The 15,570-nt window shown below is 33.0% G+C and carries 15 protein-coding genes; 13 read left to right on the top strand and 2 right to left on the bottom strand.

The genetic code is table 11. From position 1 onward, the window contains the following. The first annotated feature begins 176 nt into the window (after positions 1–176). The 11 genes from ACNQGO_RS04095 (at position 177) to atpG (ending at position 10,236) form a co-directional block, all read left to right on the top strand. Positions 177–872, top strand: a complete 696-nt coding sequence (locus ACNQGO_RS04095; RefSeq protein WP_417947922.1) for an ABC transporter ATP-binding protein — start codon at positions 177–179, stop codon at positions 870–872. 339 nt (positions 873–1,211) lie between these two features. Next, complete coding sequence (porW, locus tag ACNQGO_RS04090; RefSeq protein WP_417984318.1) at positions 1,212–3,839, top strand: type IX secretion system periplasmic lipoprotein PorW/SprE; 2,628 nt, start codon at positions 1,212–1,214, stop codon at positions 3,837–3,839. A 2-nt stretch (positions 3,840–3,841) separates the two neighbouring features. Further along, a complete protein-coding gene (locus tag ACNQGO_RS04085) occupies positions 3,842–4,246 on the top strand; it encodes a bactofilin family protein (RefSeq protein ID WP_417984316.1) in 405 nt (134 codons plus the stop codon). After that, positions 4,215–4,439 carry an AtpZ/AtpI family protein gene (locus tag ACNQGO_RS04080; RefSeq protein WP_417948306.1) on the top strand — a complete coding sequence of 75 codons (225 nt, stop codon included), beginning with the start codon at positions 4,215–4,217 and terminating at the stop codon, positions 4,437–4,439. Before ACNQGO_RS04085 ends, ACNQGO_RS04080 begins: the two co-directional genes overlap by 32 nt. Positions 4,440–4,540: 101 nt before the next feature. Beyond that, a complete protein-coding gene (locus ACNQGO_RS04075; RefSeq protein ID WP_417972149.1) occupies positions 4,541–4,933 on the top strand; it encodes a hypothetical protein in 393 nt (130 codons plus the stop codon). Between the two features lie 115 nt (positions 4,934–5,048). After that, positions 5,049–6,242 carry a F0F1 ATP synthase subunit A gene (atpB, locus tag ACNQGO_RS04070; RefSeq protein WP_417947782.1) on the top strand — a complete coding sequence of 398 codons (1,194 nt, stop codon included), beginning with the start codon at positions 5,049–5,051 and terminating at the stop codon, positions 6,240–6,242. Between the two features lie 83 nt (positions 6,243–6,325). Further along, positions 6,326–6,523, top strand: coding sequence for an ATP synthase F0 subunit C (atpE, locus tag ACNQGO_RS04065; RefSeq protein ID WP_291242009.1), 198 nt, complete (start codon positions 6,326–6,328; stop codon positions 6,521–6,523). Between the two features lie 77 nt (positions 6,524–6,600). Further along, a complete protein-coding gene (locus ACNQGO_RS04060; protein WP_309756698.1) occupies positions 6,601–7,101 on the top strand; it encodes a F0F1 ATP synthase subunit B in 501 nt (166 codons plus the stop codon). 5 nt (positions 7,102–7,106) lie between these two features. Further along, a complete protein-coding gene (gene atpH / locus ACNQGO_RS04055; RefSeq protein ID WP_417984314.1) occupies positions 7,107–7,640 on the top strand; it encodes an ATP synthase F1 subunit delta in 534 nt (177 codons plus the stop codon). Positions 7,641–7,677: 37 nt separating this feature from the next. After that, on the top strand, positions 7,678–9,255 hold the full coding sequence (gene atpA, locus ACNQGO_RS04050; protein WP_114753732.1) for a F0F1 ATP synthase subunit alpha: 1,578 nt from the start codon (positions 7,678–7,680) through the stop codon (positions 9,253–9,255). Between the two features lie 120 nt (positions 9,256–9,375). Further along, complete coding sequence (atpG, locus tag ACNQGO_RS04045) at positions 9,376–10,236, top strand: ATP synthase F1 subunit gamma (RefSeq protein ID WP_417945567.1); 861 nt, start codon at positions 9,376–9,378, stop codon at positions 10,234–10,236. Positions 10,237–10,304: 68 nt separating this feature from the next. Here atpG and ACNQGO_RS04040 read toward each other — a convergent pair whose 3' ends face one another. Together ACNQGO_RS04040 and ACNQGO_RS04035 are read right to left on the bottom strand one after the other, a co-directional pair. After that, positions 10,305–10,544, bottom strand: a complete 240-nt coding sequence (locus ACNQGO_RS04040; protein WP_417945569.1) for a hypothetical protein — start codon at positions 10,542–10,544, stop codon at positions 10,305–10,307. 625 nt (positions 10,545–11,169) lie between these two features. Continuing rightward, positions 11,170–11,382: a hypothetical protein gene (locus ACNQGO_RS04035; protein WP_417945571.1), complete on the bottom strand. Its 213-nt coding sequence runs from the start codon at positions 11,380–11,382 to the stop codon at positions 11,170–11,172. 548 nt (positions 11,383–11,930) lie between these two features. Here ACNQGO_RS04035 and ACNQGO_RS04030 point away from each other — a divergent pair. Both ACNQGO_RS04030 and ACNQGO_RS04025 read left to right on the top strand, forming a co-directional pair. Beyond that, complete coding sequence (locus ACNQGO_RS04030) at positions 11,931–13,646, top strand: helix-turn-helix domain-containing protein (protein ID WP_417972141.1); 1,716 nt, start codon at positions 11,931–11,933, stop codon at positions 13,644–13,646. A 127-nt stretch (positions 13,647–13,773) separates the two neighbouring features. Continuing rightward, the gene (locus ACNQGO_RS04025) at positions 13,774–15,474 is read left to right on the top strand and encodes a S8 family peptidase (RefSeq protein WP_417945575.1); all 1,701 of its coding nucleotides are present in this window, start codon (positions 13,774–13,776) and stop codon (positions 15,472–15,474) included. The last annotated feature ends 96 nt before the right edge of the window (positions 15,475–15,570 follow it).

The following is a 15,570-nucleotide window of genomic DNA, read 5'->3' as shown; positions in this document are numbered from 1 at the left end:
AGACAAACGCTTTAAGTCCTATTTAGACTTTCAAAATGAAAACGATTAAAATAGAACGATTCAATAGACCTTAATTTTTCTTAATCTCTTAATGGTTTAAAAAAAACATTTTCAATTTTTCAAAAGCTTTTGATTTAAATAACCAAATAACCAGTTTAACGATTAAACTTCAAAAAATGATACAAGTAAACAATCTTTCAAAAACATACAACGGAACAACCGTATTAAAAATAGATACTTTAGAAATTAAAAAAGGCGAAAGCTTTGGCTTAGTAGGCAATAACGGTGCAGGAAAAACTACTTTTTTCAGCCTTTTACTGGATCTAATTCAGCCATCAACGGGAAACATTGTCAACAACGGCGTACAAGTAAATACCAGCGAAGCATGGAAACCCTTCACCGCATCGTTCCTAGACGAAAGTTTCCTGATTGGGTATTTGACACCCGAAGAATATTTTTATTTCATAGGTGATTTACGCGGTCAAAACAAAGCCGATGTTGATGCCTTATTGGCCACGCACGAAGAATTTTTCAACGGAGAAATCCTAAAAAACAAAAAATATTTACGCGATTTGTCCAAAGGAAACCAGAAAAAAGTCGGTATCATCGCCACTTTAATTGGGAATCCAGAAGTTATTATTCTAGACGAACCGTTTGCTAATTTAGACCCAACAACCCAATTCCGCTTAAAAAAAATCATCAAGGATTTAGCGGATAATCCGGAGGTTACCGTACTCGTTTCTAGCCACGATTTGCAGCACACCGTTGAGGTAAGCGACAGGATTGTAGCCATGCATAAAGGCGAAGTGGTCAAGGATATTCAAACTTCACCAGAAACTTTAAAAGAACTAGAATTGTTTTTTGCGGTTTAAATATTAAATATGGCAACCGCAAATTCGCTAATTATAAACTTTAGTAGTGTGTAAGTAGTGAATTTGCGGTTTCTTTTTAGATTTTCTACCCAGAAGTTTGTTTTGGGCATGACCCTGCGTCATTGCTTCGTCGTTCCTCCTCGCAACTTCGGGTCGGGCTGTACGCTGTATCTTTATTTTCTTAAAGAAAGAAAATAAAGGATGCCGCTTCCATCCCTCATGCGCTCGAAAGACTCAAATAAACCTCGATAATTTTCACGATACCAAAAAGAAACGTATTTTTACCAGTCAATATACTAAAAACCGTATTTAAAAGTTAATTGATAAAAACGTTTTCCATTGAAAGTCAACCTACTTAAATCATTATTTTTCTTCCTTTTTTTCATTTTTTTAGTAGCCTGTTCTACTAAGAAAGATACTTTTCTGGCTCGAAATTCCCATGCTTTGAGTACAAAGTACAACATACTATACAACGGACAAGTAGGTTTAGACAAAGGCGTTAAGGAAATAAAAGCAAATTCTGATGACAATTTCTGGAAACGACTGCCAATAGAAAAAATGGAAATCGTAGAGGACTTCACCACTACAACTAAACCTAAAAACACCAATTTTGAATTGGCCGAAGCCAAAGCGACTAAAGCCATTCAGAAACATAGTATGAATATTGGCGGAAGAGAGAAAAACTTTCAAATAGACGAGGCGTATCTCATGTTAGGTAAATCTAGGTATTACGATCAGCGATTTATTCCCGCACTCGATGCCTTCAACTACATTTTGTACAAATATCCCAACAGCAGTAAAATTTACGAAGCCAAAATTTGGCGCGAAAAAACAAACATGCGTTTGGGTAACGATGCTTTGGTGATAAAAAACATCAGTAAATTATTAGAAGATCACGAGGTAAAAAATCAGGTTTTTGCAAATGCGAATGCACTGTTATCTGAGTCTTTTTTAAACTTAGAAGAAAAAGACAGCGCCGTTGCTAAACTAAAATTGGCCATAGATTTCACAAAGATCAATCAAGAAAGAGCGAGATATCGTTTCATTTTGGGACAATTGTATCAACAATTAGGGTACAAGGATAGCGCTGTGACTGCCTATCAATCAGTGATTGACATGAACCGAAAAGCGGATCGAAAATTTGTCATTCAGGCGCATGCTAAAAAAGCAGAATTGTTTGATTATCAAAACGGTGATTTCAATTCTTTTACAAAAACATTTGATAAATTAATAAAAGACAGAGAAAACCGCCCGTATAAAGATTTAATTTTTTATCAAATGGCCGTTTTTTATGATCAGAAAAATGATTCGAAAAAAGCAGTAGATTTTTATAATTTGTCCCTAAAAACAAATTCAAAAGATTCCTATTTGATCGCTTCAAATTACCAAAATTTAGGAAATATGTATTTTAGAAATGCTGCCTATCCTGCTGCTGCAAAATATTACGACAGCACATTAGTAAGGCTGGACAACAAATCGAGAGAGCATAATAAAATTCAAAAAATTAGAAACAATCTCGATGAAGTAATTTTGTATGAGGCTCTTGCCAAACGAAATGACAGTATTTTGAATGTAGTTGCCATGAATAACAGTGACAAGATCACCTTTTTTGAAAAATATATTGTCAAATTAAAGGCCGCAGATGAAATCAAGAGAGTTCTTGAGGAAAAGCAAAAACAAAAACAAGAAAACATAGAAAGGAACAGTTCGATCAGTTCTATTGATCCAGCTTCTAATCAGCAGCCAGGAAAACCTGCCAAAATAGCTGCGTTGATGCCGCCGGCTATCCCTAATGTTTCCTCGCAACAAGCAGGTAGTGTTTTTTATTTTTATAATCCAACCACCGTAGCTTTTGGAAAATTAGAATTCAAAAAAATATGGGGTGACAGATCGCCAAAAGGTAACTGGAGAATACCAACTAGCGCTCTAAATACAGTAGCTTCAGATTCGCTAACCGATGGAGGAGAGACGCTTGTAGACGCTACAAAAACTGAAAAATTTGTAGAACAATACACCACCGATTTTTATTTGAAACAACTTCCAGTTGCACAAGCTGAACTTGACATTATAGCCAAAGAACGCAATTTTGCATATTACCAATTAGGGATTATTTATAAAGAAAAGTTCAAGGAAAATGACTTGGCTATTGCCAAACTAGAACAATTATTAAACAACAAACCAGAAGAAAAACTAGTGCTCCCAGCGTTGTACAACTTGTATAAATTATATCAAATTACAGATGCAACCAAAGCCGAAGCGATGAAAAAAAGAATATCGGCAGAATATCCTGAATCGCGTTATGCACAAATCATGAATAATACTACCGCAAATGCTGCTAGTCTTACTGAAACACCTGAAAGTACCTACACCAAATGGTATAAATTATACGAGCAAGAGCAATTTGTTACTGTTTTAGAAAATTCAGATGCTTTGATTATTCAGTTTTCAGGAGACGAAATTGTGTCTAAATTCGAATTGCTTAAAGCAAACACTCTCGGAAAATTAAAAGGATTATCCGCTTATAAAAACGCATTGCAACAAGTAGCTGATACCTATCCCAACAGTGAAGAAGGGAAAAATGCACAAGAAATTGTAACGAATCAAATTCCATTTTTAGAAAAAATGGAATTGAGTACAACAGACTCCAGTAAATGGAAAATTTTATACAAAGTAGGAGCAAAAGACGATAAAAACACAAAAGCATTAGAGGAAAAAATCAAACTGTTTATTGCAGCACAAGACCTTCAAATACTATCCTATTCCTATGATATTTATTCCGAAAAAGAAAATTTTATCACTATTCACGGAATAAAATCAGAGGTTTATGCTAAGGATATTGTATTTGTATTAAAAGACAATGCAAAATACAAACTAAGCGATCCTGCAATTGTGATATCTGGAGAGAACTACAAAGTCATTCAGATCAAGAAAAACTTAGATCTTTATTTAGCCTCAAAAAACCAATAAATATGTTTGATAAAAAGCAAAAACCCTACACAGATTTGTTGGGAAAAACCAATAGAATTGTCGAAGGAACTACTATAAAAGGCGATATTATTTCACAAGCTGATTTTAGATTAGACGGAAAATTAATTGGTAATTTTCAGTCACCCGGAAAAATTGTAATTGGTCCAGCCGGAAGTGTTGTGGGTGATATTGTGTGCAAGAACGCTGATATTGAAGGCGAATTTGAAGGAACAATTGAGGTTGCTGAGTTACTCAGTATAAAATCAAAAGCCAGCATTCAAGGAACCGTTAGGGTAGGCAAACTTTCAGTGGAGCCAGGTGCCGATTTTAGTGCTTCGTGTACCATGAATAATATAAAAAACAGCATCCTAAACGATGGACAACAACCAGAAAAAAAGAGCGAATAAATGGTTAGCGCTGATTAATATTCCGATTCAGATGGGAGCCATTATCTTTGCGTTTTCCTATCTCGGAAATTGGTTAGATGAAAATCATCCCCATCCAAGAGTATATTACAATAAAATTTTAGTTTTAGTAGGCGTTGCCTTGGCTTTGTACAATGTGATTCGTCAGGTAAATGAAATGAATAAAACGCAGTAATTTCTTTTAATAAACATCAAAACAACAGCTGCAAACGTTGCGATGCTTTAGTAGTAGAAATGATGTTGCGCCTTTATGCCGTTACGGCAAAAAATATAAAAATGAATATAAAAAATTACAAACCGCTTTTATCATTATTTACACTTGTAGGATTGGCTTATGTGCTGCACCGGATTGCATTTTATCTACTAGGTATTAATGATGCTACTTTTTATTATTCGATAGAGACACTTTATTTAATATTTCTAGTTTTGTCGATCATAGTATTTGTGGTGTTGCTAAAAGTCAAGGAGCGCAGTTTTGATAATGTAGGGATGTCATTTCTTTTGAGTACAAGCATTAAAATGATTGTTTGTTATCTGATTTTAAAGCCTATATTGCAGATTGCCACTGAAAACAATGCAATAGAGAAAAAGAATTTTTTTATGATGTTTATTCTCTTTTTAGCAATTGAAACCGTTTTAACGATACGGATACTAAACGAAAAGCAATAAATATCGAATTCAAGGTGTAAATCTGCCAAAAATAAATTTTTATATTCTTTTGAATATTAATAAAAGATGTACATTTGCACCAAATTTACAAACCTAGTATTATAGTATTTTATATATGGTAATTTCAAAGCATCCACTTAGATTTATATTGATAGCATTAACTGCAGGTCTTCCATTATTTAGTTTTGCAAATATCGTTTCAGATAGTACAAAAGTACACGCTGAATCAGTTCACTTAGTTTCAGATTCAGCTAAAGTTGTCACTGAAACAGCCACGACAACAAAAGAAGTAGTTTCTAAAGAAGATTTAGCAGCCGAAGAAAGAGCTGAATTCATACAACATCACTTATTGGATTCACATGATTTTCATTTATTTTCTTATGGAAAAGAATCAGGTCATGAAAAACATATTGGTTTTCCTTTGCCAGTAATCTTATGGGAAGATGGATTGCATTTCTTTATGTCATCTAAATTTAACCACGGTGAAGCAGTTGTTGAATCAAATGGAAAATACTTTGCAATAAATCATCATAACGGTATGATTTATAATACAGGTGCAAAAGGAACTTTTAATGTTGATGAAAAGCATCATACTACAAATACAAAACCAATCGATTTCTCAATGACTAAAAGTATCGTGATGATTTTAATCGTTGCTTTATTAATGCTTGTAATTTTTAGAAATCTTGGTAAATCTTATGGTAAAAATGGAGGTATTGCTACTGGAGTTGGAAGATTTTTTGAGCCTTTAGTTTTATATATTAGAGATGAAATTGCAATTCCTAATATTGGAGAAAAGCATTATAAAAAATACATGAGTCACTTATTGACTGTATTTTTCTTTATTTGGTTCTTGAATATGTTCGGTTTAACGCCACTTGGGGTTAACGTTACAGGAAATATTGCAATTACTGCAGCTTTAGCGATTATTACATACTTAATAACAACTTTTACTGCTAATGGTAACTATTGGGGTCACATTTTCTGGATGCCAGGTGTGCCAGTTCCAATGAAAATTATATTGGCGCCTATTGAGTTTTTAGGAACGATTATTAAACCATTTTCATTAATGATTCGTTTGTATGCTAATATGTTAGCGGGTCACGTAGTTTTAATGAGTATTATTGCATTAATGTATACTTTTAATAGTCCAATCGGAAGCCCATTATCTTTTGTGTTGGCTTTTGTGTTATCAATATTAGAAATATTAGTTGCTTTATTGCAAGCTTATATTTTCACTATGTTAACTGCATTATATTTCGGCGCAGCTAAAGAAGAGCATCATCACGAAGGAGCGGAGCATCATTAAAAATGTCCTTCGGACATTTTGTGTGAGGACCAGCATACGGGCTGGCAAGATAAATTGAATGTTTAATTAAATATATATACATTATGGAAGGAACTCTTAACCTTGTAGGAGCTGGATTAATTGTTATCGGTGCTGGTTTAGGTATTGGTAGAATTGGTGGATCAGCGATGGATGCTATTGCACGTCAACCAGAAGCTTCTGGAAAAATTCAAACTGCAATGCTTATCGCAGCTGCACTTATTGAAGGAATTGGTTTTGCAGCGTTATTCGCAGTAAAATAATTTAAAAAAGACAATTGTTGCAACGGTTGGTTGCAACAATTGTTTAAATTGAAAATTAAAATTAAACAATATATATAATGGAAGAATTATTAGGTCAATTTTCATTTGGTTTATTTATCATGCAAACAGTTTTGTTTGTTGGATTAATCCTTTTACTAAAAAAATTCGCTTGGAAACCAATTCTTGATGCAGTAAATGATAGAGAAGAAGGAATTAAAAACGCATTACTTTCTGCTGAAAATGCTAGAAATGAAATGCAAAATCTTCAAGCTGACAACCAACGTATTTTACAAGAAGCAAGATTAGAGCGTGATAACATGCTTAAAGAAGCTCGTGAAATGAAAGAAAAAATGGTTGCTGATGCTAAAAATGAAGCGCAAGTTCAAGGATTAAAAATGATTGAACAGGCAAAAGCAGCAATTGAAAGCGAAAAAAACGCAGCAATGGCAGAATTGAAATTACAAGTTTCAACTTTATCATTAAGCATTGCAGAAAAAATATTGAAAGACGAATTATCTAACAAAGAAGCTCAAACTAAATTAGTTGAGAAAATGTTAGGTGACGTAAAGTTAAACTAACAATTATGGCAAGTACAAGAGCAGCAATTCGTTATGCAAAAGCAATTCTAGACTTAGCAAACTCAAAAGGTGTTGCCGAAGTTGTAAATAACGATATGAAAACTATAGCTTCAACGATAAATGGTAATTTGGAATTGAGTACTTTTATTCAAAATCCAACTACTAAAGTCGAAGTAAAAGAGCAAGCACTGTTAGAAGTTTTTGCAGGTATCAATGGCGTAACGCAAGGATTGTTTCATTTGTTATTCGAAAACAAAAGATTCGAAATTCTAGAAGCAATTGCGGGAGAGTACAGTAAATTATCTGACATTATGAATGGTGTTGAAGTAGCTCAAGTTACTACAGCAATCCCTATGGATGTAGCATTAGAAGCACAAGTTTTGGCTAAAATTGCTACTCTTTCGGATAAAAAAATCACAATAGAAAATATAGTAGATGAAGCCATCATAGGTGGATTTATCCTTAGAATAGGAGACAAGCAATACAATGCTTCAGTAGCCAACAGATTACAAGTATTAAAAAGAGAGTTAAGTAATTAGTTTATTGCACATTTAAGTGTTTAAATCATAAAATAAGATGGCGGAAATTAAACCTGCTGAAATTTCAGCAATATTAAGAAAGCAAGTAGAAGGTTTTGAATCTGGTGCTACACTAGAGGAAGTAGGAACCGTACTTCAAGTTGGAGATGGTATTGCTCGTATTTACGGGCTTTCTAACGTTCAATATGGAGAGTTAGTAGAGTTTGACAATGGTTTAGAAGCTATTGTTTTGAATCTTGAAGAAGATAATGTTGGTGTGGTACTTTTAGGACCATCTACAGGAATCAAAGAAGGTTCAACTGCAAAAAGAACACAACGTATTGCTTCTCTTAAAGTAGGAGAACAAATGGTAGGTCGTGTAGTAAACACTCTTGGTTTTCCAATTGATGGAAAAGGGCCAATTGGTGGAGATTTATACGAGATGCCTTTAGAAAGAAAAGCTCCTGGAGTTATCTTCCGTCAACCAGTTACTGAGCCATTACAAACAGGTATCAAAGCAGTAGATGCAATGATTCCAGTAGGTCGTGGACAACGTGAGCTAGTTATTGGTGACCGTCAAACAGGTAAATCAACTGTTTGTATCGATACGATCTTAAATCAAAAAGAATTTTATGATGCTGGGAAACCAGTATTCTGTATATATGTTGCAATTGGACAAAAAGCGTCAACTGTAGCAGGAATTGCAAAAATGTTAGAAGAAAAAGGAGCAATGGCATACACTATTATTGTTGCTGCTAATGCTTCTGATCCAGCTCCAATGCAAGTATATGCTCCTTTCGCAGGTGCTGCAATTGGTGAATATTTTAGAGATTCAGGTCGTCCAGCTTTAATTGTTTATGATGATTTATCTAAACAAGCTGTTGCCTACCGTGAAGTTTCTCTTTTATTAAGAAGACCACCGGGACGTGAAGCATATCCTGGAGACGTTTTCTACTTACACAGTAGATTATTAGAGCGTGCTTGTAAAGTAATTGCAGATGATGGAATTGCTAAAGACATGAACGATTTACCAGATTCATTGAAATCTATTGTAAAAGGTGGTGGTTCATTGACTGCTTTACCAATTATTGAAACTCAAGCTGGTGACGTTTCGGCATACATCCCAACAAACGTAATTTCGATTACAGATGGTCAAATTTTCTTGGATGGAGATTTGTTTAACTCTGGGGTTCGTCCAGCGATTAACGTGGGTATTTCGGTATCTCGTGTTGGAGGAAATGCACAAATTAAATCAATGAAAAAAGTAGCAGGTACTTTGAAATTGGATCAAGCACAATTCCGTGAATTGGAAGCGTTTGCTAAATTTGGTTCAGATTTAGATGCCGTTACTTTAAACGTAATTGAAAAAGGAAAAAGAAACGTTGAGATCTTGAAACAAGGTTTGAATGATCCGTATACTGTTGAAGATCAAGTAGCAATTATCTATGCTGGTTCTAAAAACTTATTGAGAAATGTTCCTGTGAATAAAGTTAGAGAATTTGAGAAAGATTTCTTAGAATTCTTGAACAACAAACACAGAGCTACTCTTGATGCGTTGAAAGCAGGAAAATTAACAGACGAAATTACAGATGTAATTGAAACTGTTGCAAAAGAATTATCAGCAAAATATAACTAATCCCCACCCGGCCTCCCCAAAGGGGAGGTGTATAAGGTAGTAAAAAATAAATATTAATATAAGACAAGTGCCCTCGTTTGGTCTCCCTCCCCTCCGGGGAGGGTTGGGGAGGGGAATAAAATGGCAAATTTAAAGGAAATCCGTAATAGAATTACTTCCGTTTCATCTACGATGCAAATTACATCGGCAATGAAAATGGTTTCTGCAGCAAAGCTAAAGAAAGCACAAGATGCGATCACAGCAATGCGCCCTTATGCCGAAAAATTAACGGAATTATTGCAAAATCTTTCTGCTACCCTTGAAGGTGATGCAGGTGGAGAATATACCACACAACGTGACATTAAAAAGGTATTATTAGTTGTAGTAACATCTAATAGAGGTTTAGCTGGAGCTTTTAATACAAATGCCATAAAAGAAGCTAAAAACCGTGCCGAGTTTTATGCAGGAAAACAAGTAGATGTTTTTGCCATAGGTAAAAAAGGAAATGATGTTTTAAGCAAAACGCTGTCTGTAGTTGCAAATCATAGTACTGTTTTTGATGATCTTACTTTTGACAATGTAGCGAAAATTGCTGATTTGTTAACGGAGAAATTCGTTTCTGGTGACTATGATAAAATTGAGTTGATCTACAACCAGTTTAAAAATGCTGCAACGCAAATCGTTCAAACGGAGCAATTTTTACCATTGGCACCTATAAAATCTGATTTACCTGCTTCAACAGGAGATTATATTTTTGAACCTTCAAAAGAAGAAATCGTGTTGACTTTGATTCCAAAATCATTAAAAACACAACTGTATAAAGGTATTCGTGATTCATTTGCATCAGAGCACGGCGCTCGTATGACTGCTATGCATAAAGCAACAGATAACGCAACAGAATTAAGAAATCAATTGAAATTAACGTACAATAAAGCACGTCAAGCTTCGATTACGAACGAAATCTTAGAGATTGTTGGTGGTGCTGAGGCTTTGAACGGGTAATATAGTATTTATTCAAAATATATTCTAAGAGCCAACACCTGTTGGCTCTTTTTTTATGTTCGTAACTCCTATTTTTTTTTAATTGGTTTTTTTGTGCTTGTTTTGATCTGGTACGTTCCCATTATAGAGTCAATTTGTTTTTTATCTATTGCCTCTAACCAAGATATTTGTTTTGTTTTGCTTTTTTTCCAGGGACATGTATTTACTGCTTTTTCTATTTCAGGTAATGCTATTTTACCTTTTTTTTGGGCGTAAGATAGTGCAGAGAATAATGCAAAGCATACCGAAAAGTACATGTATTTGTTCATATTTTTATACTGAAATCACTATTAAATGTTTTGTAAATACTAAGCTAAATTTATCGTCAGCCTAAAGCATCTGCAATAAAATTCACTATTATTTCCAAGTATTGTGTGATTATTTTAAGTATCAGTGTAAACATTTTAATTTGATTTTATTTTCTGTTATTACTGTATTTTAATTATTAGTTATACGACATTTTATTATGATTAGTGAGATATGTAAAATGAATTATTTCTGTATGAATTTTAATGCAAAAAATTTAAGTTAACTACAAAGTCTGTATGGTTCATTTAGGATAGACTTAAAATGAAGTTTTGCGATTCAGCTCCTTTTTTGAAGCTGGTCGCTTCTTTTTGTATGTTTCATAGCTTGCTAGTGCTACTGAAAAAAAGAGGATTAGAAAGATGCATTCTAAGTCCAATAGTTTGTAGATGTCGTTGTTTTTTTCATCTTTAAAAAAATTTCGTATCATTAAAATGTACACAATGAGAATTGTATTTTGTAACGTTTGAGTAATGAAGTATTTCATTAGATGTGGCTTTTAAACTTCAGTATACTAGTAGTAACTGAAAAAATATACTTTTCAAACAAATTTTGTAGGTTTTAGGTTCTTGAAGTCAGAACTTATATTTATTGATTTAGTTTTGTCACATCGATGGCTCTCATTTTAAAAAATAGCTTTATAAACACTACAGCAATAAACAATCTATAGCCTCTGTATACCCAAATACTTACTGGAAAAGAGAATAATTCGTAGGTGTCTCTGATTTCAATTAAGGAATAAATGAAGTTTAAGGTAAAGAAAATTCCAAAGAATAAATAAAAGTTTGTGGGAAGCTTCATTTGTTAGTGATTGTTAGGTATTGCTCTCATTAGTCCAGCCATAAAATTGGCCCAAGCAGAAATTATCGCAGCCGCCACAGTAATAAGCATTAAAAATGCTGTGAAAGTCGGTTCTTTTATAGTTTTTACTTTTGCACTATTTAGTTGATCTAAAAATGGTTGTAAATTGATTTTTAATTTTTTTAAAATCCTGTTTTTAAAAAAGTTTCTCGAGAACTTTTATGCTCATTTTTTAATGGATATTGTAGCTTTATAAACTCCATGCTCTGTATTTTTTTTAAGGGTTACGTACCAGCTGAATTATTCCCTTTTTTTGATAAAGCTTATATTATTTGACTATCGTTTTTATTTTTATTGCTTTTCTTTTCTGATGTCAAAACTAGGATAGTGGTAGACGTTGTGCAAATACTTGTTATCGGAATTCCGTGAATTCCGATAACAAGTATTTTTAAAATATTAAAAATCAATACAATACAAATAACTTATAAATGTAGTTTTTTACTGCACTTTAATTTGCATAATGTACTTTTGTATAAAACCAAATAACAATGACGAACCAGCAGTTTTTAAAAATAGTCCTTACGGCGCTGTTTCCTTTCTTTTTATGGTCGCAAACGGTGTATGATAAGTCTTCATTGTCGTACGACACTATTGATAATAATTATTTTAAAGACGAAGGAAGTGTTAAAAAACAATTAGCATGGGCTAAGGTCTATATTACTAAAGCTGCAAAAGAGAACAAAGCAATTCGAAAAGCTAGAGGCTATTATTTATACGCCATTCTTTATCATCAAGATCAACCGCTCAAAGCCATTCAATATTTTGATAGTGTAATAAAATATTCAAAAATAGAACCGAATAAATTTTTTCCTGCTGCAGCTTATTGTGAAAAAGCAGATTTATTAGTCAAGCAAAGAAAGTTCGATGAAGCACTAGTTAATTTTAACTTGGCTGAAAAAGTGGCTTTGAAAACTAATATTGATTATTATTATATGGTTCGTGACTATATTGGAACTACAAAATCAGAGGAAATGGGAGAGGTAGAGGAAGCCTTACAATTGTACCATGAAAACTATAAATATTACAAAACGAAAGACTATCGAGGGGATTACTACTCTTATTATTACCAAAATACCATATTTGGATTAGCAGATTGCCACAAGGCTTTAAAGCATTCAGATTCTACTACTTTTTATAATAAGTTAGGTTACAAAGAAGCTACGATCACTAAAAATAAAGAATTTCAGCTGATGTTTATTTTGAATGAAGGAGCCAATCAAGTAGATAAAAGAAATTTTAGAGCTGCTCTAGATAGTATCAATAAAGCATTACCTGGTTTAATTAAAGTAAAAAATACAGGAAATGTTTTAGCATCTTATTTTTATCTGGGCAGATCGTATGCAGGATTAGATTATAAATCACGTGCAGTGCAAAATTTTATTAAAGTGGATTCTATGTACCGTATTAGAAAAAAAATCACACCAGAATTTGTAGGAGGCTATTCCTATTTAATTGAGTACTACAAACAAATCGGAGACAAAGAAAAGCAGTTGAAATACTTAACAACCTACATGGAAATTGATAGTGTGCTGCAAAAAAATTACAAACACCTGAGTAAAGTTTTGCGTGATGAGTATGATACCCCGCACTTATTTGCAGAGAAAGAAGCCTTAATAAAATCAATGGAAAAAAAGCAGTCTGCTTCTTATATATGGATTGTAGTTTTAGTTGTGGGCGTTGCTGGTCTGATTGGTTACCAATTTTACTTAAAAAAACAACACCAAAATCGATTTGAAGCAATTCTGAAACCAACCATATCTATTGAAGAAAATAGTACTATTTTAAAAACACATCAAACCACAGTTGATGCTAAAGAAAGCCAAGTACAACAGAGCTTATCAAATGAAATTGTAATTGAATTACTGGAAAAATTAACAGTGTTTGAAAACGATAAAGGCTTTATAGAAAACACAATTTCTATTCAGAAACTGGCTTTGCAACTAAACACCAATACTAAATATTTGTCTAAAGTTATTAATGAACAAAAAGGAAAAACGTTTGTACAATACATCAATGAGCTTCGTGTAAATGAAGCAGTTTTGCAATTGCAAGCACAACCTGTTTTGCAAAATTATACCATAGCTTCCTTAGCAAGTGAGTTTGGTTTTAATTCGGCAGAAGCCTTTTCGGCTGCTTTTTATAAAAAGTATAAAATCAAGCCTAGCTTTTTTATCAAAGAGTTGAGTAAAACTAGAGCTAGTTAACAGTCTTAAAATAAGTAAATAGAATTTTAGGTATCGTAATTCGCGGAATTCCAGTAACAACTTTATATTTCTATTTACAGGAATCGTTCAACTTTAATACATTTGAACCATTAAAATTACCTTAATTATGAAATTATTGCCGCTTTATTATTTTACTTGTTTTGTTATTATTGCAAATATTGTAAGCTGTTTTTCTCAAGAGAACACGACAAGCAGTAATTTATTCACCATAAAGCAGGATAGTTCATTAAATAATTGGTTTCAGAAAGATTACTTGCAAGACGGCCTACCAGGTATTTCCTTAGACAAATGGTATAAACAAAATAAAAGAATACCAAAAACTAATGAAATGATTGTTGCAGTTATTGATACTAAAATTGATTTAAAACACGAAGATTTACAAAATCAAATGTGGATCAACACAAATGAAATTGCAAATAACGGCATAGACGATGATGGCAATGGATTTATTGATGATGTAAATGGTTGGAATTTTATAGGGACAAAAAGAGGTAGTACTGTATGGTCTAATTTTGAATTTGTTCGCATAGTAAGAGAGTATGAAAAACAATTCAAAAGAATCAAAAAATTAGAAGTATCGAGTAAAGATTTAAATAGTTATGAAGAATACATTAGAGCAAATAAAAAACTAGATCAAGAAAAAAGGTATTACCAGAACTGGTTAAAATCATTAAAGGCAGATGTTATAAAGTTTCCAATCGCTAAAGATAGTCTTAAAAAGTACTTTCCAAAAGAGAATTACGCCTATCAACAATTGGATAGTATGTACAAAAAGCGTAAAATTAATGATAAGTCTTACATGCAGAGACGGGATGATAATGACAAAGATTTAGGAGCATTGATTGAAATTGTAATGGCTTCTTATGAGCAAAAACAATTCAATATAGATGATATAAAGCGCAACGAAGAAGAAATAGATTCTATTGTTAATAGAAATTTAAATGTATCATACAATGAAAGGTACTTTTTTGATTTGAATGATCACGTTTTTGACACATTATATGGTACTAACAATGTTAGTTCTAATTTATCAGGTATAACAATTGATAATCATAGCACCAAAGTTTCAGGTATAATAGCAGCCAACCGATACAACGGAATTGGAGTTAAAGGAATAACAAGTAATGTTAAAATAATGCCTTTGAGTATTTCTCCATCGGGAGATGAACACGATAAAGATATTGCAATGGCAATTCGTTATGCGGTTGACAACGGTGCAAAAGTAATTAATATGTCCTTTGGTAAAGAATTCTCGTTGAATAAAGAATGGGTGAAGGAAGCTTTTAAATATGCTGAACAACATAATGTATTACTGGTGCATAGCGCAGGAAACAATAGTTTTAATGTGGACAAAAATCCATATTATCCGAATGATGTTGATTATCAAATTGCAGATGAAGTTGTAGAGAACTTTATCAATGTAGGAGCTACTACCTCAAAATTAGACAGTACTTTAGTAGCATCCTTTTCTAATTACGGCAAAAAAAATGTGGATTTATTTGCTCCTGGGGATAAAATTTATACTACTACAGCTGGAAATAGCTATGCGTATGATTCAGGAACTTCACTAGCAACACCTATGGTTTCTGGAACAGCGGCTTTAATTTGGTCGTATTTTCCTAAACTTACGGCTAAGGAAGTGAAACAAATTATTCTAGAATCAGGAACGGCTTACGACATTGAGGTTTTAATTCCTGGCGGTGAAGGCAAAAAAGCTAAGTTTTCTGAACTCTCTAAATCGGGGAAAGTATTAAATGCTTATAACGCAATGCAACTGGCTGAAAAAGTTAGTAAAAAGAAACCATAATACCTTTTTGAAAGTTGATGGAAACTTTAGAAACTATAGAAAAACAAAAGGGCTAAACTATAAAGTCAAACCCTTGTTAAGTTTTTAAGACGAAGA

The sequence above is a fragment of the Flavobacterium frigidum genome (assembly GCF_048286735.1).
Classification (GTDB): Bacteria; Bacteroidota; Bacteroidia; order Flavobacteriales; family Flavobacteriaceae; genus Flavobacterium.
This window is presented reverse-complemented; position numbering and strand designations above follow the sequence as displayed.